Here is an 18,712-nt window from a genome sequence, read left to right on the forward strand (position 1 = left end):
GTGGGGAGGGGTCAGGGGTGGGGGTGGCTCCGCTGGTCTTCGTCCGTCGCGGGGCCTCCGGCCACCCCCACCGCCAACGCCTCCCCGCGCGAGTTGGGTGATCGCATCCGCGATCTGCCTGTCGGCGGCTCTGGATTCCGGGCTCGCCGTCGGCGACCCGGAATGACGGTGTGCCTCATCTGTGATCGCCCTGCCGCAACGGGCCGGGGAGCCGCGTCCCGGTCCCACAAGACTCCGACCAACGAGAACAACGGAAACGCTCCCATGTCCTTCGCCACAGGATGCTCCTTCGCCGCAGGATGCCTGTCCGCTGCGGTTCTTCTCGCCCTCGGCGGGGCCGCGCTCGCGCAAGGCGACACGAAATCCGCCCCCGACGACAGGACCCTGCGGGTCTGCGCCGCGAACCAGCCGCCGCTCTCGCTGAAGGACGGCAGCGGCCTCGAGAACCGCATCGCCGCGGCGATCGCCGAGGCCATGGGGCGCAAGGCCGCGTTCGTCTGGTCGGACAAGGCGGCGATCTACCTGGTGCGCGACAGCCTCGACAAGAAGCTCTGCGACGTGGTCGTGGGCCTCGACAGCGACGACCAGCGCGTGCTGACCACGAAGCCCTATTACCGAAGCGGCTACGTGTTCGTGACCCGCGCCGACCGCGACCTCGACGTGAAGTCCTGGGCCGACCCGCGGCTCAAGACCGTCGACCACATGGTGGTCGGCTTCGGCACGCCCGGCGAGGTCATGCTGAAGGATATCGGCCGCTACGAGGAGGACATGGCCTACCTCTACTCGCTGGTGAACTTCCGCGCCGCCCGCAACACCTACACGCAGATCGATCCGGCCCGGATGATCAGCGAGGTCGCCACCGGCAAGGCCGACGTGGCGGTCGCCTTCGGCCCGGACGTCGCCCGCTACGTGAAGGACTCGGCCCAGCCCCTGCGCATGACCCTGGTGCCCGACGACACCACCCGCAGCGACGGCCGCAAGATGCCGCAGAGCTTCGACCAGTCCATGGGCGTGCGCCGGGACGACACCGCCCTGAAGGCCGCCCTCGATGCGGCCATCGTCAAGGCGAAGCCGAAGATCGAGGCGATCCTGAAGCAGGACGGCGTGCCCCTGGTCCCCGTCACCAACTGATCCGGTTCCGCCCCGCGCGGCCCCGGTCCGACATCCCCGCTTCCGAGGCGGAGCCCGACGCGGGCGCGCCGGGCTCCGCCCCAAACCCCTCGCCGGCGCCCCGATGGGCGCCCGGTCCAGCCCCGCCCGGCCGGTCAGCCGTCCGGCGTCATCAGGTCGAATTCATGCGTGATTCCCATGGCATCCTGGCCATCTGTTTCAGCCTCGCCGCCGTCCTCGGTGGCGTCGCCGCCCTGGCGCAGCCCGCCGCCGGCCCCCAGACCGGCTTCGTCTTCCGCAACACGGTCACGGGCGAGCAGCTCGACGTCGCCGAAGGCAAGGCGGGCGGCCGCGACACCCCGGCGGTGAAGCAGTTCTTCCAGACGGGCAAGAACAGCTACATCGACGACAAGTCCTGCCTGCGCAACGGAGAGTCCCTCTTCGCGACCTCGTGTTCCGGCTGTCACGGCCACCTGGCCGAGGGCAAGCTCGGGCCGGGCCTCAACGACAACTACTGGACCTATCCCTCGAACACCGAGGACACCGGCCTGTTCGCCACGATCTTCGGCGGCGCCAACGGCATGATGGGCCCGCACAACGAGAACCTGACCCCCGACGAGATGCTCCAGGTCATCGCCTGGATCCGGCACCTCTATACCGGTCCGGTCCAGGACGCCGTCTGGCTCAACGACGCGCAGAAGAAGAATTACACGCCCTACAAGCAGGGCGAGACCTTCCCCAAGGACGTCAAGGGCCAGTGCCCGCCGCTGGAAGACTGACGCCCGAGGAAGTCACGGCGCCATCCGTGAGGCACCACCGCGCGCGAGCCGCGACGCCGATCCACAGACAAGAACGATCAACAGAGGAGACGACCATGCGGACTTACATCACAGCCCTGGCGATCGGTGCGGGCGCGCTGCTCGCGGTTCCGGCGATGGCCTATGACGGCACCAAGTGCAAGGCGGCCGGCAATTGCTGGGAGCCGAAGCCTGGCTTCCCCGAGAAGATCGCCGGCACGAAGTACGACCCGAAGCACGACCCCAAGGAACTCAACAAGCAGTCCGAGTCGATCAGGGCGATGGAAGAGCGCAACAAGAAGCGCATCGAGGCCGCCAAGAAGACCGGCAAGTTCGAGTACGACGTCACCAAGCTGTCGTCGAACTGATCCCGCCGTCCTGATCCTGGCGGATCGGGGTCGCCCGCCGCGCGGCGGGCGCGCCCCGATGGCGCCGCGACCCGGCGGGGCGACCTCCGGACGCTCCGTCCCGGGTCGCGGCCATCGGTGGCGCCGGGCCTTCCGGTCCCCCGGGTCTCCGTTTCCTCAAGGCTGAGCATGATGAACCAGGTCCGCTCCGGCGATGCGATGCTCACCGACTGGCGCGCGGCGGCCACCCGCTTCGAGGCGACGGTGGGCGCGGCCGTGCTCGGACAGGCCCGGGCGATCCGGCTCCTCACCATCGCGCTCTTCGCCCGCGGCCACGTGCTGCTGGAGGGCGATGTCGGCGTCGGCAAGACGACCCTGCTGCGCGCCGTGGCGCGGGCGGTCGGCGGCGCCTACGCGCGCGTCGAGGGCACCGTCGACATGATGCCCACCGACCTCGTCTACCACACCTACCTCGCCGAGGACGGCCGCCCCCGGGTCGAGCCGGGCCCGGTGCTGCGGCAATCCGAGGACCTGTCGATCTTCTTCTTCAACGAGATCAACCGGGCCCGGCCCCAGGTCCACGCCCTGCTCCTGCGCCTGATGGCCGAGCGCACGCTCACGGCCTTCGACCGCGAGTATCGGTTTCCCAACCTGCAGGTCTTCGCCGACCGCAACCGGGTCGAGCGGGAGGAGACCTTCGAACTGCCCGCCGCCGCCCGCGACCGCTTCCTCATGGAGATCGGGCTGGAGGCGCCCCAGGACGCCGCGAGCCGGCGCGCCCTGGTCTTCGATCCCCGCTTCCACAACACCGACGCGCTGATCGCCGGCCTCGACGGCGGCGTCCTCGACCACGCCGCCCTCCCGGGCATCGCCGCCGCGATCCAGCACGGCATCCAGGCGAGCCCGGCCATCGAGGCCTACGTGATCGGGCTCTGGGCCGCGCTGGTGCGGCCGGGGGAGGCCGGCATCCGCCTGCCCGGCCTCGACATGGAGGCCCTGGTCCAGGGCGGGGCCTCCCCCCGCGGCGTCGCCTTCCTGGTCCGCGCCGCCCGCGTCCGCGCCTGGCTGGAGGGCCGCGACTGGATGGTGCCGGAGGACGTCCGGGCGGTCTTCCCCGAGGTCATGGCCCACCGGGTCTTCCTGGAGCCGATCTACGAACTGCGCCGGGCCGCCATCATGCCCGACCTCTGCCGGGCCGTGTTCGAGACCGTGCCGGCGCCATGACGGAGACGGCGCAACCCGACATCGTCTACCGCCCGCGCGGGCGCCTGCCCGGGACCCGCCCCGGCGCCCATCGGGGCCGCGAGGCCGGTGGCCTCGGCACGTTCCGCGATCAGGTGCCGTTCCTGCGGATGCCCGATGCCCGGCGCATCGACGTCCGCGCCACCCTGCGCGACCCCTTCGAGGGCACCGTCGTGCGCCGCTTCGAGGCGCGGACCCCGATCGAGGTCTGGGCGCTCCTCGACCTCTCGGCCTCCATGCGCTTTGCCGGCGCGGCCGACCGCATGGCCCTGGCCTGCGCCTTCTGCACCGGCCTCGCTGCCTCGGCCACCCGGATCGGCGATCCCTTCGGCCTCATCGGCTGCGACGAGGACCTGCGGGACGACGTGTTCCTGGCGCCCAGCCGCGCGCCCACCCGGGCCGCCGAGGTGGCGCGGCGCCTCGCGGCCGCCGCCTGTTCCGGCCGGGGCGCCGGAGGCATGGCGGCGGCGGCCCGCCGCCTCGCCGGGCGCCCGAAGATCGTGTTCCTGCTCTCCGACTTCCGCTGGCCGGAGGCGCAGATCGCCGAGGTCTTCGCCGCCCTGAGCCGGCACGACCTCGTCCCGGTGCTCCTCGGCGACGCCGCCGAGGCGGAGGGCCTGCCGGACTGGGGGCTGCTCGAACTCGACGATCTCGAAGGCGCCGGGCGCCGGCTGGTCTTCATGCGCCCCGCCCTGCGCCGGCGCTGGATCGCCCGCGAGGCCGCCCGGATCGAGACCCTCCGGCGCCTCGCGACGGCTCATGGCCGCCCGCCCTTCCGCCTCGCCGGCCGCTTCGATCCCGACGCGGTCAGCCGCCACCTCCTCGGCGCCTGAGGCGGCTCATGCGCATCCGCTTCCTCGCCCCCCTCCTCGCCGGCCTCCTCCTGTCGGGCCCGGCCGGGGCCCAGGTCCGCTCCGTCGAGATCCGCACGCCGCGCCCCTTCGGGTACTTCCTCGGGGACCTCGTCCGGGCCGAGGTCGACCTCGTGGTCGAGCCGGGCTTCCGGCTCCAGGCCGCGTCGCTGCCGCAGCCAGGGGCGCTCACCTACTGGCTCGACCTGCGCGACCTCGACGCGACCGCGTCGGTATACGGCGACGCCCGGCGCGTGCGCCTCGCCCTCACCTACCAGACCTTCTACGCCGCCCTCGATGCCCGGGCCCTGGAGATTCCGGGCTTCACCGTCACCTTCGTGAGCGAGAGCGATCACGGCGCCACCACCGTGAAGGCCGAGGTGCCGGCCTGGTCGTTCAACGTCTCGCCGCTGCGCGAAGTCCAGCCGCCCGCCCGGGACGACCCCCGCGACTACATGCGCCCCGACGGGCAGGTCGGCCCCGGCGATCCGCGGCCCCTGCTCCTCGGTGCCGCCGGCTCGGCCAGCCTCGCCCTCCTGGCGCTGGCGGGCCTCGCCCGGGACCGGAGCTGGTGGCCGTTCCGGGCCCGGCGCGGCCGTCCCTTCGGCCGCGCGGCCCGTCGGATCCGCGCCCTGGCGCGCCGGCCGGACCCGATGCTCCACCACCGCGACGCGCTGCTGGCGCTCCACGACGCCCTCGACACGGTGGCCGGCCGCCGGCTGTTCGCCGACGATCGCGGTGATTTCCTGAAGACCCACCCGGCCTACGCGACCGAGGGGCCGGACCTCGCCCGGTTCTTCGAGGCGTCCCGCCGGACCTTCTTCGGGCCCGGCCCGGAGGACGGCCTCGCCGTGCTCGACCTCCCCGCCCTCGCCGCCCTCGCGCGGCGCCTCGCCCACGCGGAGCGCGCCGCATGATCGATGCGCTCGCCCGCCTCTCCGCCGACCATCCGGCCCTGCTCTGGCTCCTGCCCCTCGCCCTGCTGCCGCTCCTGGCCTCGGCCCAGCGCAGGGTTCCCGTGGCCGCCATCGCGGCGGCCCCGGCCGACGGCCCGTCGCGGGCGATCGGCGCCCTCCTGCGCACCGCCGGGATCGTCGCCATCGCGGGCCTGATCCTGGCCCTGGCCGGCCCCTACCGTCGGGGCGAGACCCTGACGCGCACCGGGATCGGCGCCCAGGTCTCGATCCTGATCGACCGCTCCGGCAGCATGAACGAGACCTTCGCCGGGCGGCAGCCCTCCGGCCTCGAGGAATCGAAGGCCGCCGCCTCCCGGCGGCTGCTCGCCGCCTTCGTGGGGAGTCGGGCGCACGATCAGTTCGCCGTCACGGCCTTCTCGACGGCCCCCATGCTGGTGGTCCCCATGACCGACCGGCATGCGGCGGTCCGGGCCGCCATCGCGGCGATCGACCGGCCCGGCCTCGACTACACCAACATCGCGCGGGGCCTCGCCATGGGTCTGGCCCAGTTCGGGTCCGCGAGCCCCACCACGTCCCGAGCGCTCCTCCTCGTCTCGGACGGAGCGGCCGTGATCGATCCGCGCGTGCAGGACACCCTGCGCGCCGCGTTCACCCGCCTGCGGCCGAACCTGTACTGGCTCTTCCTGCGCACGAAGGGCTCTCCCTCCATCGCCGACCGGCCGGCGGGCGAGGACACCCCGCAGGCGGCGCCCGAGCGCCACCTCGACCTGTTCTTCCGGAGCTTGCGGACACCCTACCGCGCCTTCGAGGCCGAGGGAGCGGAGGCGGTGGCCGAGGCGATCGCCCAGATCGAGCGGCTGGAGCGCGATCCGATCCCCTACACCGAGCAGCGCCCGCGCCGGGACCTCGCCGGGCTCGCCTATGCCGCCAGCCTTGTCGGGCTCGTGATCCTCGTCGCGGCCAAGCTCGGAGAGGCGGATCTGTCCCGGAGCGGCCTCTCGGCCGCCCGGTCCCGGGCCACCGCGTCCGACCCCGCGAGGCGCGCCGCATGACGACGACCGCGATCCGGCCCGGGCGTACGGCGCCCCGTTCGGCCACCGACCGAGCCCGGTCGCGTGGCACGGGCCTGCGCGTGGGATGGCGGCGGGCCCGGCCGCGCCTCCTCATCCTGTTGCCGATCCTGCTCCTCGGCGCCGCCCTGGGCTGTGCCTCCGGCGCCTGGCGGATCGCCCGCGACACTGCCACGATCCAGGCTCTCGCCGCGGGCCGGGACGTCGCGGTTCCGGTCGATGCCGCTCCGTCCCTCCTGCTCGCCCGCGTCCAGCACCTCGCCCGGCGCGGCGCCGTGGAGGCGATCGAGCCGCTGATCGCGGCACTCGAAGCGCAGGGCGCGCGCGACCGGGCCGCCCGCGCCCGCTTCGCCCTGGCCAACGCCCATCTGCGCCAGGCCTTCGACCACCTGGAGCGCGGCGACCTCGACCCGGCCGGACCCCGCATCACCCTGGCGCGCCAGGAGTACCGGCGCGCGCTCCAGGGCCGTCCGGACTACTGGGATGCCAAGTTCAACCTCGACGTGGCGTCACGCCTGTTGCGCGACTTTCCCGACTTCGATCGCAAATCCGGCGATGCCCTCGCGGCGGAGCCGAAGACGATCTGGACCGACATTCCCGGCCAGCCGCGGGGCGAGCCGTGACGCCCCGCGGCCTGATCCTGCGGAACCTGACGGACGGACGCCTGCGCCTCCTCGCCGGGGCCCTCGGGCTGGTGGCGCTGGCCCTCGTGATGCGCCCGTTCCCGCTCACCCGCCACGGCGTCGCCATCCTGGCGATCGTCGACATCACCGGCAGCATGAACGTCCGCGACTACGTCGGCGCCGACGGGATGCCGGCGAGCCGTCTCGACACCGCGAAGGCGGCTTTGCGCGACCTCGTCGCCGGCCTGCCCTGCGGATCGCGGGTCGCTTTGGGCCTCTTCACGGAGCGACGGCCCTTCCTCCTGTTCACCCCCATCGAGACCTGCGCGGGCTTCGCGCCCATCGACGGGGCGCTGGCGGCCCTCGACTGGCGCATGGCCTGGGAAGGCGACAGCCGGATCTCCGCCGGGCTGTTCCGCAGCCTCGCCATGGCGGAGGAACTGGGCACCGACCTCGTGTTCATCACCGACGGGCAGGAGGCCCCGCCCCTGCCGAGCCGTGGCGGACCGTCTTTCGAGGGCAGGCCCGGTGCCGTGCGGGGCCTCATCGTGGGGGCCGGGGCACCTGGCCTGTCGCCGATTCCGCGCTACGACGACCGGGGACGCGAGACCGGCTTCTACGCCGCGGGCGACGTCCAGCAGGAGAACCGCTTCGGACCGCCCCCGGCCGATGCCGAGCACCGCGAGGGCTATAACCCGCGCAACGCGCCCTTCGGCGCGGCCGCCGCCCGTGGCACCGAGCACCTGTCCTCGGTGCGCGAAGCCTACCTACGCACCCTCGCCGGCGAGACCGGCCTCACCTACGCCCCTCTCGAAGGATCGGCCAGGCTCGGCGCGGCGCTCGAGGGCGCCGCGACGCCACGCCCGGTCCCGGGCCGCTTCGACCCGCGCCCCATACTCGGCGCGTCTGCGCTGCTGCTCCTGCTCGCGACCTTCCTCGCACCCCTGCTCCGCGCCCGCGGAATCCCGACTTGGAAAAAGGCCTGATCGATGCGTCTCGGTGTTCCCGCCCTCGTCCTGATCCTCCTCTCCGGGGCGGCCCTCGCCCACGGCCCGACGCCGCAGAAGGTCGACCAGAGCATCGTCATCGCGGCCAAGCCCGATGCCGTCTGGAAGGTGGTCGGCGAGTTCGCCGGTATCGGGACCTGGCACCCGGATGTCGCCAGAAGCGAGGGCAGCGGCGGCAACGCGTCCGGGGGGCAGCGGAAGGTCACGCTCAAGGCGGGCGGTACCCTGAACGAGGGACTCGACGAGATGAACGCCGCCGGGCGGAGCTATTCGTACCGCCTGTCCGACCCCGACCTGAAGGCGCTTCCGGTCTCGTCCTACTCGGCGACCCTCACGGTCTCCCCCGAGGGCGATGGCGCCAGGGTCGAGTGGTTCGGTCGATTCTATCGGGGGGATACCGGCAACGAGCCGCCAGACGACCTCAGCGACGAGGCCGGCCGCACCGCCATGAACCGCTACTTCGCGGAGGGTCTCAAAGGCCTGAAGGCGAAGGTCGAGGGGAAAGCCGCGCCATGACGGGCGGCCCGGTGACCGGACGCTTCGTCCTGGCCGCGCTGCTCGTCGGACTCGGACCGGCCCTCGGACCCGGCCCCGGTGCCGCCGCCGCGCGGACCGTGTACGTGGCGAGCCAGGGGGCCGGGACCCTGGTCGCCCTGGCGCCCGATGCGACGGCGGCCGGCGCGCCCCTCCCGGTCGGGCGCAGCCCCGCCCAGGTCGTGGCTGATCCCGAAGGGCGGCTCTATCTCACCCATCCCGATACGGGGACCATCACGGTCGTCGGTAGCGCCGACGGATCGATCCGGCAGACCTATTCGGTACCCGGTCAGCCGTTCGGGATCGCGACCTCTCCCGACGGTGCGCACCTCTATGTCGGGGACTGGGCGGGCCACCGAGTGATGCGCCTGTCCGCCAGGACCGGCGCCCTCGAGGGGGCGGTGGCCGTCGGCCGCGAACCGGCCGGCCTCGTCCTCGACCGGGACGGAACGCTCTACGTGGCCGACCGGGAGAGCCGACAGGTCAGCGTCGTCGACACCCGGACCATGACCCGGAAGGCCACGATCGCGGTGGGGACGGGGCCCTTCGCCCTGGCGCTGAACCCGGCCCGGGACCGTCTCTACGTTGCCAACGTGCGCAGCGGCGACGTGAGCGTCATCGACACGGTCGCGCGCCGGGTCGTCGCAACCTTCACGGTGGGTGGCATGCCCTACGGGGTCGCCGTGAGTCCGGATGGCGGCCGGATCTGCGTCACCGACCAGCGCGGCGGCAATCTCGTCGTTCTCGATGCGGAGGACGGCGCGCTGCGCGCGACCGTGCCGGTCGGCCGCTATCCGGAAGGCGTCGCGATCACCGGGCAACAGTCCTACGTCGCCAACTGGTTCTCGGATTCCGTCTCCATCGTCGACCTCCGAAGCCTTCGCGAGACGGCTCGTATCGCCGTGCCCGACGGCCCCCGCAGCCTCGCGGTCGTGCCCGAGGGAGAGCGATGAGGTTCCGCACCGCGCCGACGCTCGCTCTCCTTCTGGTTCTGGGGGCCTGCGATGGCGGCGAGCCCGCTCAGGACACGGCCGTCGTGGCCACGAAGTCCGATGCCGAGGTCCCGACATGGCTCTCGCCGACGGACGGGATGGAGCCGGCGGTTTGGCTTGCGCGGCGCGAACCCGGCCAGCCCGTGGCGCGCGCCGCCGCGCGCAGCGATCACCTGCGCCACAGCCTCTCTCGGGCGAAAGAGATCTTCATCGAAGATCCGCGCATGATCGCCAATCGAACGGTACAGCTCGGACAGATGCTGGCCGAGGCCGGCGAGCCCGAGAGCTACACCGATCTCCTCGAGGGCCTCGAAGGCGCGGCCTCCCCGACCCATCGCAAGCAGCTCTACGGCGAGCTGTGCCAGCATTACTACAACAGCCGGCAGCAGGGGTTGGACCGCGCGCAGGCCCTTGCCCGCCTCACCGAACGCTATGCCGCCCAGCCTGCCGCGCCGGATGTCGCCCCATGACATCCGGCGCGACGAGCATCCTCATCGCGGACGACCACCCGGTGATCCTGAGGGGGTTCCGGACCCTCATGGAGGATGCGGGGATGACGGCGATCCACGAGGCGACGACCATCGTGGAGGCCTATCGGGCCTTCTACCGGCAACGCCCGGGCATGGTCGTCGCCGATCTCACGTTCGGCGATCAGGGCTTGAGCGGGCTCTCCTTGATCCAGCGCATCCGGACCCTGGAGCGCAAGACCCGGATCCTCGCCTTCAGCATGCACGACGATCCGACGATCATCGCGCGTGCTCTGGCGAACGGAGCGACCGGCTATGTGCTCAAGGATGCGCCGGCCACGGAGTTCCTCGAGGCTTTCGACCAGGTCCGTCTCGGAAAAAGCTACCTCGATCACGATATCGCCCTGCGTGTGGCCATGCTCAACGCGACCAGCGAACGGTCGTCGATCGTGAATTTTTCGGAGCGGGAACGACAGGTCCTCTCGCTGATCAAGGACGGAAACTCCTATCAAGCCATCGCTGAAAAGTTGTCGATGAAGTACAAGACCGTTGTAAACGTCATCTCGACGATTCGACGAAAATCGGGAACCCATAGTCTTGCCGAGCTGATCAATTTCTCGATGTCGATCGATATTTGATTCTCATCGGACAACAAACGTCGTTCAGGCCGACGAACGGTCGACGGGCCCGCGGAGCTCGCAGTCGCGCAGGCCCGGCCCCGATCCGCTGACCTCCGGGGCGCCGGCCTCCCCGAGGCCGAGGCCGAGGCCGAGGCCGAGGACACGGGCAACGAGGCGTCCGTCGCCGGTGCCCTGCCCTGGGGAGTGCCTCGAGGTTCGAGTGATGCAGGGCGCGGCGCGATCAGGGCGTGAGGCCCGGACAGGGGCGGTCGCTCGCGACGCGTCCACCGGTCAGTTGGTGTCGGCTGCAGGGCCGTCGATGCGGATGGTCGCGCGCGCCGGGTCCGGTCCGCCGGACTGCCGGCAGCTCTGCGCGATCAGGAAAACGGTGCCCTCGTGCGGGACGATGCGGGCCCGGCACTCCCCGGCCTTGGAACTCCCGAGGCCCCGTGGCGCAGCGGAAGTGCGTCGGCGCGTGCCTGGCCGGCGACCAGAACCGAAGCGCATGCGGTCATCGTTCGTGGAAGCGAGCGACGCATCGTCCTTTTCCGACCGGGGCGGCCCATGCCCGTTCGTGAGGCCGGGACGCCGACCTTGGAGAGCCAAGCCGCGTACCGGACGGGCCAGTGCGCGCTCGGGGTCCCCGGCCTCCCCATGCCGAAGCCGTGGCCGCCGCGCGCGAGCGTATGGGGCGGCGTCGCTGCTGAAGACCGTGCGCAACGCCGGCTACATCCTCGCCGCAACGGCGAGGCCGGCGCCGTGATGGCCCGCGTCGGCCTGCTCGGGCGCATCATGCTGCTCCTGCTGGGCGCGCTCTCGCTGCTGGTTCTTGCCACCGTCGCGGTGGACACCTGGCAGCGTCGCCAGGAGCGCTCGCCCCACGGCACGCTCTTTCCCCGCGTCGACTAGGCCGCCAGGATCGCGACCCTGAACCGCGCTGGGTTTTCCCGAGGCTCCCAATTTCGAGAGGATGGAGCCATGACGAAGCGAACAGCATCCCGAGACGTACGGCACCCAGCGCGGTCATCGTGCATAACTGGACGTTCGCGTCAGTCGGTCTTGGTCGCCTGCTGGGCCGAGAGGCGGAAATGGCGCAGGCGCTGGAGATCGCGGCACGTCAGCCGGCCCTGCAGGGTCCGATCGCTCTCGCAAAGGCCGTTCGTTTCGCAGCCGGGGACCAGGGCCCGCTGGACGCAACGTCGATCCGCGAGGAGGAAAAGGATGCCTTCTATGCAGCTTTGGGAAAGCGACTGCTCATGCTGTCGGACCTGCCTGCAGACATTCGCGCGGAGATCACCTCGGCGCTCTTCGAACAGTGCCTCCGTCTCGGCCCGAGCGGACTCGATGCCGGGGTGTTCATGGTCGCAATCGACCAGGATTTCGATCGCGCTCCGCTCGCTCCGGAAGTGCGGGCATATCGACGGCGCCTCGACAACGACTCCGATCTAAGAATCAGCCTTGCCTTGCTTCTCGAAGCCGTGATTCCAAGCGGAGCAACGACGGAACTCTAGAATGGGATCATGTCCCTTTGCGTAGTGTAGCTTAATGAGGTCCATCACAATCACCGGCTTGTGCCGCTTCGTTCCCATCTGTCCGTCCTCGCCCTGGCCCGCAGGCTATACCTTAGAGCGGACTACTTCGATGGGGGCGGATCAGACGGTCGGCTCCCGACCCGGTTCTGCCGTCCAAGCGCGTGGCGTGGCGCCTCGAACGCAGTCGTTATTCGATGGGTCTCTTTTGAGGCGGTACGCCTCCGGTTCTCTTCATCACCGCTTCTGCCGGCTTCTTGGCCGGTCCGGATGTCTGCTTCATCTTCGCTCCTCAGGAGCTACGATGAACCAGCCATCCTCCGTTCATGAAGACCCTCAACCTGTCCCACAGGTGCTGACGTCGGACGGGACGTCTGTTACGTCACCGGCTACGTCAACGATGCCGAGTTCAGCCTTATGCGGGATCCGTTTGGGGAGGCCTGCGACGACGTCGGTCCTAAACTCGCCCGCTACAAATAGGGCGGGCGCTTCTCAAGCCGGTGGATCGTGCAGTGAACGGTGAGAAGATCGAACCCGCCGTCGGGATCGCCATCGCGGATGCCGTCCTGGTCGTGTGCTCAGCCACGGAGCATGTCAGCCTTGCGTACTATGAGAACGCGATTCCCGTAATTCGCGAGATCGTAATTACGAACGCGTCCGATGAGGACCTTGTTGATCTGCGGGTGCAGATTGAGAGCCGACCCGCCGTGGTGCAGCCTCTGACCCTGCGCATCGATCGCGTTCCAGCGGGCTCGAACCATCACATCGAGACCCCCGATGTTCGCCTCGATGCGACACTGCTCGCTGGCTTCACGGAGGCAAGCCGTCTCGAACTGACGACGATCCTAAAGGATGCAGCCGGTGAACGCGCGCAAAGCGTAGTTGAAATTCGCCTGCTTCCACCCTCTCACTGGGGCGGCGGTCGCAGCGCGCCAGAGTTGCTCGCTGCCTTTGTGCGGCCGAACGATCCAGCGGTGGACGTCATTCTACGCGATGCCGCCACGAAGCTGGGCGAAGCCGGCCGCGAAACCGGTCTGAATGGCTACACCACGCAGAAGAAGGCCCGCGCCTGGGAGCTCGCCGAGGCGATCTGGGCGGCGATCGCCGATCGTCGGATCGCCTATGTCCTGCCGCCTGCGAGCTTCGAACAGGCCGGGCAGAAGGTCCGGGGTCCGAGCGACATCCTTGAGCGCAAGGTCGGCACCTGCCTCGATCTCTCCCTGCTCTACGCCGCCTGCCTCGAGCAGGCGGGGCTCAACCCGGTGCTGGTACTGACGGCTGGCCATGCCTTCGTCGGCGTCTGGCTGCAGGACGACGATTTCGCGAATGCGACCGTCGACGACATGCAGTTGCTCCGCAAGCGGCGTGACCTCCAGGAACTCGTCTTCGTCGAGACGACGCTCCTTACCCCCGATCCGCCAGCGACGTTCAAGGTCGCTACTACGCGGGGGAGCGTCCAGGTCGAGGACGAAGCACCGGCAGCGCTTGAGATTGCTATCGACGTCCGACGCTGCCGTCGGCGCGGTATCCGGCCGATGGATCTCGGCGACGGGAGGCCGACCGGCGTCGCACCCACTCCCACCCAGCCGATCAATCAGCCGATTGGAGCACCGCCGCCTTTCGACGATGAGCCACGCATGCCGGTCGACGAAGCCCCTGAGACCCCGGTCGGACGCGTGGAGCGCTGGAAGCGCAAGCTGCTCGACCTCACGCTTCGCAATAAGCTTCTGAACTTCAAGCCGGGGAAGGGCTCCGTCGTCCTCGAGTGCGTCTCGCCGGGGGCGTTGGAGGACGGCCTCGCGGCGGGGTCCGAGTTTCGGCTGAAGGCGCTCTCGGACGTGCTGACCGGATCCGACGAGCGCAGCGCCGATCTCTATGCCCGCCGCCACCACGATGATGGCCGCCGCACCTATCTGGAGGCGGCTCTCGCCCGGAAGGAGATCTACACAACCTCGACCGAGGCCGATCTCGACCGGCGCCTGCTCGACCTCTACCGGCTCGCCCGCAACGGGTTTGAGGAGGGCGGAGCCAATATCCTCTTCCTCGCCATCGGCTTCCTGTCATGGACCAAGAAAGAAGGCGAGGCCGCCTATCGCGCCCCGCTGCTCCTCGTCCCGGTCACACTTAAGCGTTCCAGCGTGCGGGCCGGCTTCAAGCTTGCCCTCCACGACGAAGAGGTGCGGATCAACCCAACCCTGCTGGAGATGCTGCGCGAGGACTTTAAGCTGCGCATGCCGGAATTGGAGGGGGACCTTCCTCGGGACGGGTCCGGGTACGACGTCGACGGCATCTTCCGAATCGTCCGCCAGCACGTGAAGGAACTGCGCGGCTGGGAGGTCGTGCCGGACGTCGTGCTCTCGGCCTTTTCCTTTACCAAGTACCTGATGTGGAAGGACTTGGTCGATCGGGCAGATGTGCTGAAGCGCAACCCCGTCGTGCGCCACCTTATCGACACACCCAAGCATTCCTACGGTGACGGCATGCCGTTCCCAGAGCCGGCACGTCTCGACTGGGAGCATCCGCCGGAGACCGTCTTCTCGCCGCTCTCTGCCGATTCTTCTCAACTCTCTGCGGTCCTCGCCGCCGCCAGCGGCAAGGACTTTGTACTGTTCGGGCCGCCTGGCACCGGCAAGAGCCAGACGATCGGCAACATGATCGCCCAGTGCCTCGCACAAGGGCGGACCGTGCTGTTCGTCTCGCAGAAGACCGCTGCCCTGGAGGTCGTGCAGCGCCGCCTACAGGAAATTGGTCTCGGCGAATACTGGCTGGAGGTCCATTCGACCAAGGCACAGAAATCGGCCGTCCTCGGCCAGCTGCGCCGGGCCTGGCACGACCGCTCAACCCCATCGCAGGGTACCTGGGACGCGGCCACGAGCGAACTCGCGAGCCTGCGCGAGGAACTCAATGCCCTCGTGAACGCCCTGCATCGGCGGCGGGAGAACGGGCTTTCGGCCTATGAGGCCTTCGGACGGGTTATCGCGGCCGCAGGTGCCGAGGCCCCGCTCGTTCTCACATGGCCGGATCACCTCGCCCACGACGACAAGACGCTCGCCAACCTGCGCGCGGCATGTCGAGAGCTTCGCCCCGTCCTCGCGTCCGTCGGATCGCTGGTGGATCACCCGCTTCAGGGTGTCGAAGCCACCCAGTGGTCTCCGGTCTGGCGCGACGGCACAGCCACTGCGATCCAAGCCGTGGAGCAGACGCTCGGCGCGCTCCGGGTTAGTGGGCAGACCTTCGCCGAGGCGATCGGCCTACCCTCTCTGCTCGCGACCTATGCAGGCACGCGCGGGCTGGTAGTGCTAGGCAACTACCTCATGCGGTCGGACGCGCCCTGCGGCGCAGCCTTCCTCGCCGACGGAGCCGGCGATTTGCGCCGGGCCGTCGCCGCGCGCGAGCGGTTCCTGGCCACGAAAGCCCAGTTGCTCGGCCGGCTCACCGGCCGGTACGGTCCAGGCATCCTGGATCAGAATTTAGGCGCGCTGCTGGCAGAGTGGGTCGCCGCGCAGGGGTCGAACTTCCTGGTCAAGGGCAGTAAGCTGAAGAAGGTGTCCGCCCAGGTTCAGCCCTACGCGGAGGGGCCACTGCCAGCCGATCTCGGGCCGGATCTCACGGGGCTGATCGAAGTCGCCAAGCACGTGAAAGCTGGATGCCTGGAGGAATTGATCCTCTCTCGGCTCGGGTTGCCGTGGAGCAGTCCGGACTGCCCGGCATCCGAGTTCGCCTCGGCCCTCACCTGGGCCGAAAAGGTTGAGCAACTGCTCGACATCCTTGGGCCCCTGTCCCTCGGGATCGACGGCTTGCGGGATCACCTCGTGCAGCTCGTCGAGCGCCAAGGCCGCGCTCTCGACGAAGGCGGCCGGATCGCGCAGAGCTACGCCGCTTTCGCACAGGACCGTGTGAGGGCGAATGAAGCGATGAAGGCGCTCGGCCTCCTCGCAGGTCGTGCCGATCCCGAAGAGCCGTTGGCCGCCGAAGCTGACTGGATCGAACAAAGCCTCGCACTCGCCCGGTGTTGGAGCTCGGGATTGGGACGCGCCCAAGGTTGGTGCGCCTGGCAAGCTTTAGCCCAGAACGCGCGCCAGACCGGTCTCGCGCCGCTGATCGATGCCCTGGAAGAGGGTCGCGTCGCCCCCGACCGCGCGGAGACTGCCTTCGAGACCGCTTATGCGCGCTGGTGGATCGACCGTGTCGTCAGCCATGATCCCGTACTGCGGCGTTTCCTGCCAGAGCGGCACGAGGATGCGATCCTGCGCTTCCGCGCCGCCGACGCCCGCGTCACCGAACTCTCCAAGCAGGTCGTCCGTTCGCGCCTTGGCGGCGGCATCCCAGGAGCGACCGCCTTCGGAGCCGACCCAGAATGGGGCACGCTCTCCCACGAGCTAACTAAGAAGACGCAGCACATGCCGCTGAGGAAGCTGTTCGGCCGGATACCGACGGCCCTGACCAAGCTCACTCCCTGCGTGATGATGAGCCCGCTCTCGATCGCGCAGTACCTACCACCCGACAAGGAGCCGTTCGACGTTGTCATCTTCGACGAAGCCTCGCAAATCTCTCCGTGGGACGCCATCGGTGCGCTCGCCCGGGCGAAGCAGGTCGTCATCGTCGGAGATCCTAAGCAGCTGCCGCCGACTAACGTCGGTGACCGTGGCGTCGACGACATCGAGGACGGGAGCGACGTCATGGATCAGGAGTCGATCCTCGACGAATGCATCGCCGGCAACATCCCCCGGCGGAACCTCGATTGGCACTATCGCAGCCGCCACGAGAGCTTGATCGCCTTCTCGAACAGCCGCTACTATGGAGGCCGGCTGGTTACGTTCCCGTCGCCCGTGACCGACGACCGGGCCGTCCGCTCACCCTCGTGCCGGATGGCGTCTATGAACACGGAGCGGGCCGCGTGAACCGCCCCGAGGCCCGCGCCGTCGTCGCAGAGATCGTGCGTCGCCTACGCGACCCGAGCTTCGCGGAAGAGCAACGCTCGCTTGGCGTAGTCACCTTCAACGGCGAGCAGCAACGCTTGATCGAGAACCTCCTCGATGAGCAGCGGCGCTCATACCCCGAACTGGAGCCGTTCTTCGATAAGGATCGCTGGCACGAGCCCGTGTTCGTGAAGAACCTCGAGAACGTGCAGGGCGACGAGCGCGACGCCATCATCTTCTCGGTCGCAGTCGGGCCGGACCCAACCGGGCGTCCGGTCAGCACGGTGTCGTCGCTCAACAAGGACGGTGGCCATCGTCGCCTTAACGTTGCGATCACCCGCGCCCGGCGCGAGCTCCTTGTGTTCGCGTCGCTCCGGCCCGAGCAGATCGATCTCGGTCGCACCCGGGCGCAGGGCGTACGCGACTTTAAGCACTTCCTCGAATTCGCCGATCGCGGGGCGCGGGCGCTGGCCGAAGCCTTCGCGCCGACCGGTGGCGACGTCGAATCACCGTTCGAAGCCGCAGTGATGGCGGGGCTCCAGGCCAGGGGATGGATCGTCCACACGCAGATCGGCGTGTCGGGCTTCCGGATCGATCTCGGCATCGTCCATCCCGATGCCCCCGGGCGCTATCTCGCTGGCGTTGAATGCGATGGCGCGACCTACCATAGCTCGGCCACAGCCCGGGATCGCGACCGCCTGCGCGAGCACGTGCTGTCCGACCTCGGCTGGCGCATCCGGCGGGTCTGGAGCACCGAGTGGTGGACGAATGCCGAGGGCGCCCTCGCCAAGCTTGATCAGCGCTTGGTCGAGGATCTCGAAGCCGATCGTGCCAGGGCTGCGGCGGCATCGCCAATCGACGTCGCTGTCGAACCCAAGGTCGTCGAGCAGGACTGGGACGAGCCAACGGCGCAGCCCGAGGTCGCTCCACCCGTCGTCGAGATGCTAAGCGAGCCCGCAAACGACCCTGAGCCCGTCACCGAAGTTGTTCTGCAGCGCCTCTACGCCGATCCGGCCCTGCCGGTCACGTCGCCGGCCCCGAGGCCGGAAGCCGAGGATGACGTGCAGGTCTACAGGATCGCGGATCTGAATGATCTCGGCCGGCCGGTCGAACCGGGCCGGTTCTACGATGCGTCCTACCGACCGACGCTCAGTGCCATGGTCGACTATGTCCTCTCCGTGGAAGGGCCGATCTACGAGGAGCTACTCATTCGCCGCATCGCTCGTGCTCACGGTATTCAGCGGGTCGGCCCGCTCGTCCGTGACGCCATCGCCGCGCAGATCGACGCATCCGTTGCCCGAACCGAGGATGATGGACGCCCCGTGCTCTGGCCGCGTGGCGAGGAACCCCGCACGAGCTATCCTCACCGCCCGGCCAACGCGGCTGTCCGCAGTCACTCCGATACGCCGATGCCGGAACTTGTCGGGATCGCGATAACTCTGCCGTCCAATGCCTCGGAAGCCGAGCGCGCCAAGATGATCGGTCAACGCCTCGGGCTGTCGCGTATTGAATCCGCTGCGCGGGCTCGGTTTGAGAAGGCGAGCCAACTCGCTCGCCAGTCAGCCGCATCGTGAGGTGGGGATGCGCGTCAGGATCGTGATGGCTCTAGTTCTGCTCAGTGCTTCGAGGCTACATGTCCGACGTCAGCACTTGTAGGACAGATTGCGGGTCTTCACGAACGGAGGAT

At 69.5% G+C, this 18,712-nt stretch carries 17 protein-coding genes; all 17 read left to right on the plus strand.

Annotated features, from left to right (window positions below):
- The first annotated feature begins 264 nt into the window (after window positions 1-264).
- The 17 genes from moxJ to ASG63_RS26510 all read left to right on the plus strand — a co-directional run bounded on the left by moxJ (window position 265) and on the right by ASG63_RS26510 (window position 18,599).
- Entirely contained in the window at window positions 265-1,131 is an 867-nt protein-coding gene (gene moxJ / locus ASG63_RS14535) for a methanol oxidation system protein MoxJ (protein ID WP_056217635.1), read from the plus strand.
- A gap of 164 nt (window positions 1,132-1,295) precedes the next feature.
- Window positions 1,296-1,889: a cytochrome c(L), periplasmic gene (moxG, locus tag ASG63_RS14540; RefSeq protein WP_056217638.1), complete on the plus strand. Its 594-nt coding sequence runs from the start codon at window positions 1,296-1,298 to the stop codon at window positions 1,887-1,889.
- A gap of 95 nt (window positions 1,890-1,984) precedes the next feature.
- Window positions 1,985-2,275: a methanol dehydrogenase [cytochrome c] subunit gene (locus ASG63_RS14545; RefSeq protein WP_056217643.1), complete on the plus strand. Its 291-nt coding sequence runs from the start codon at window positions 1,985-1,987 to the stop codon at window positions 2,273-2,275.
- A gap of 171 nt (window positions 2,276-2,446) precedes the next feature.
- A complete protein-coding gene (locus tag ASG63_RS14550) occupies window positions 2,447-3,478 on the plus strand; it encodes an AAA family ATPase (RefSeq protein ID WP_056217647.1) in 1,032 nt (343 codons plus the stop codon).
- Window positions 3,475-4,329 (plus strand): DUF58 domain-containing protein, encoded by an 855-nt coding sequence (locus tag ASG63_RS14555; protein ID WP_056217650.1) that lies wholly within the window; start codon window positions 3,475-3,477, stop codon window positions 4,327-4,329. The genes ASG63_RS14550 and ASG63_RS14555 overlap by 4 nt, the downstream gene beginning before the upstream one ends.
- A gap of 8 nt (window positions 4,330-4,337) precedes the next feature.
- Window positions 4,338-5,264 carry a hypothetical protein gene (locus ASG63_RS14560; RefSeq protein WP_056217652.1) on the plus strand — a complete coding sequence of 309 codons (927 nt, stop codon included), beginning with the start codon at window positions 4,338-4,340 and terminating at the stop codon, window positions 5,262-5,264.
- Complete coding sequence (locus ASG63_RS14565) at window positions 5,261-6,316, plus strand: vWA domain-containing protein (RefSeq protein WP_056217655.1); 1,056 nt, start codon at window positions 5,261-5,263, stop codon at window positions 6,314-6,316. The genes ASG63_RS14560 and ASG63_RS14565 overlap by 4 nt, the downstream gene beginning before the upstream one ends.
- Window positions 6,313-6,957, plus strand: coding sequence for an MxaK protein (locus tag ASG63_RS14570; RefSeq protein ID WP_244479917.1), 645 nt, complete (start codon window positions 6,313-6,315; stop codon window positions 6,955-6,957). Before ASG63_RS14565 ends, ASG63_RS14570 begins: the two co-directional genes overlap by 4 nt.
- Complete coding sequence (locus tag ASG63_RS14575; protein ID WP_056217657.1) at window positions 6,954-7,943, plus strand: vWA domain-containing protein; 990 nt, start codon at window positions 6,954-6,956, stop codon at window positions 7,941-7,943. The genes ASG63_RS14570 and ASG63_RS14575 overlap by 4 nt, the downstream gene beginning before the upstream one ends.
- Before the next feature lie 3 nt (window positions 7,944-7,946).
- Window positions 7,947-8,480: an SRPBCC family protein gene (locus ASG63_RS14580; protein WP_056217662.1), complete on the plus strand. Its 534-nt coding sequence runs from the start codon at window positions 7,947-7,949 to the stop codon at window positions 8,478-8,480.
- The gene (locus tag ASG63_RS14585; RefSeq protein ID WP_056217666.1) at window positions 8,477-9,451 is read left to right on the plus strand and encodes a YncE family protein; all 975 of its coding nucleotides are present in this window, start codon (window positions 8,477-8,479) and stop codon (window positions 9,449-9,451) included. The genes ASG63_RS14580 and ASG63_RS14585 overlap by 4 nt, the downstream gene beginning before the upstream one ends.
- Entirely contained in the window at window positions 9,448-9,960 is a 513-nt protein-coding gene (locus ASG63_RS14590; RefSeq protein ID WP_056217669.1) for a hypothetical protein, read from the plus strand. The genes ASG63_RS14585 and ASG63_RS14590 overlap by 4 nt, the downstream gene beginning before the upstream one ends.
- Complete coding sequence (locus tag ASG63_RS14595; RefSeq protein WP_056217672.1) at window positions 9,957-10,595, plus strand: response regulator; 639 nt, start codon at window positions 9,957-9,959, stop codon at window positions 10,593-10,595. Before ASG63_RS14590 ends, ASG63_RS14595 begins: the two co-directional genes overlap by 4 nt.
- 741 nt (window positions 10,596-11,336) lie before the next feature.
- Complete coding sequence (locus tag ASG63_RS25325) at window positions 11,337-11,486, plus strand: hypothetical protein (protein ID WP_244479918.1); 150 nt, start codon at window positions 11,337-11,339, stop codon at window positions 11,484-11,486.
- 179 nt (window positions 11,487-11,665) lie between these two features.
- Complete coding sequence (locus tag ASG63_RS14600; RefSeq protein ID WP_056217675.1) at window positions 11,666-12,088, plus strand: hypothetical protein; 423 nt, start codon at window positions 11,666-11,668, stop codon at window positions 12,086-12,088.
- Window positions 12,089-12,618: 530 nt separating this feature from the next.
- Window positions 12,619-17,007 carry a DUF4011 domain-containing protein gene (locus tag ASG63_RS14605; RefSeq protein ID WP_244479919.1) on the plus strand — a complete coding sequence of 1,463 codons (4,389 nt, stop codon included), beginning with the start codon at window positions 12,619-12,621 and terminating at the stop codon, window positions 17,005-17,007.
- Window positions 17,004-18,599 carry a DUF3320 domain-containing protein gene (locus ASG63_RS26510; protein ID WP_244479920.1) on the plus strand — a complete coding sequence of 532 codons (1,596 nt, stop codon included), beginning with the start codon at window positions 17,004-17,006 and terminating at the stop codon, window positions 18,597-18,599. The genes ASG63_RS14605 and ASG63_RS26510 overlap by 4 nt, the downstream gene beginning before the upstream one ends.
- Window positions 18,600-18,712: the final 113 nt, after the last annotated feature.

This window comes from Methylobacterium sp. Leaf94, assembly GCF_001426045.1.
In the GTDB taxonomy this organism is placed as follows: Bacteria; Pseudomonadota; Alphaproteobacteria; order Rhizobiales; family Beijerinckiaceae; genus Methylobacterium.

Bases quoted from the DNA above. Each gene is read 5' to 3' on its own strand.
- ASG63_RS14595 (WP_056217672.1), top strand. From the start codon at position 9,957: ATGACATCCGGCGCGACGAGCATCCTCATCGCGGACGACCACCCGGTG.
- moxJ (WP_056217635.1), top strand. From the start codon at position 265: ATGTCCTTCGCCACAGGATGCTCCTTCGCCGCAGGATGCCTGTCCGCT.
- ASG63_RS14590 (WP_056217669.1), top strand. From the start codon at position 9,448: ATGAGGTTCCGCACCGCGCCGACGCTCGCTCTCCTTCTGGTTCTGGGG.
- moxG (WP_056217638.1), top strand. From the start codon at position 1,296: ATGCGTGATTCCCATGGCATCCTGGCCATCTGTTTCAGCCTCGCCGCC.
- ASG63_RS14585 (WP_056217666.1), top strand. From the start codon at position 8,477: ATGACGGGCGGCCCGGTGACCGGACGCTTCGTCCTGGCCGCGCTGCTC.
- ASG63_RS14570 (WP_244479917.1), top strand. From the start codon at position 6,313: ATGACGACGACCGCGATCCGGCCCGGGCGTACGGCGCCCCGTTCGGCC.
- ASG63_RS14565 (WP_056217655.1), top strand. From the start codon at position 5,261: ATGATCGATGCGCTCGCCCGCCTCTCCGCCGACCATCCGGCCCTGCTC.
- ASG63_RS14550 (WP_056217647.1), top strand. From the start codon at position 2,447: ATGAACCAGGTCCGCTCCGGCGATGCGATGCTCACCGACTGGCGCGCG.
- ASG63_RS14600 (WP_056217675.1), top strand. From the start codon at position 11,666: ATGGCGCAGGCGCTGGAGATCGCGGCACGTCAGCCGGCCCTGCAGGGT.
- ASG63_RS14580 (WP_056217662.1), top strand. From the start codon at position 7,947: ATGCGTCTCGGTGTTCCCGCCCTCGTCCTGATCCTCCTCTCCGGGGCG.
- ASG63_RS14560 (WP_056217652.1), top strand. From the start codon at position 4,338: ATGCGCATCCGCTTCCTCGCCCCCCTCCTCGCCGGCCTCCTCCTGTCG.
- ASG63_RS14545 (WP_056217643.1), top strand. From the start codon at position 1,985: ATGCGGACTTACATCACAGCCCTGGCGATCGGTGCGGGCGCGCTGCTC.
- ASG63_RS14555 (WP_056217650.1), top strand. From the start codon at position 3,475: ATGACGGAGACGGCGCAACCCGACATCGTCTACCGCCCGCGCGGGCGC.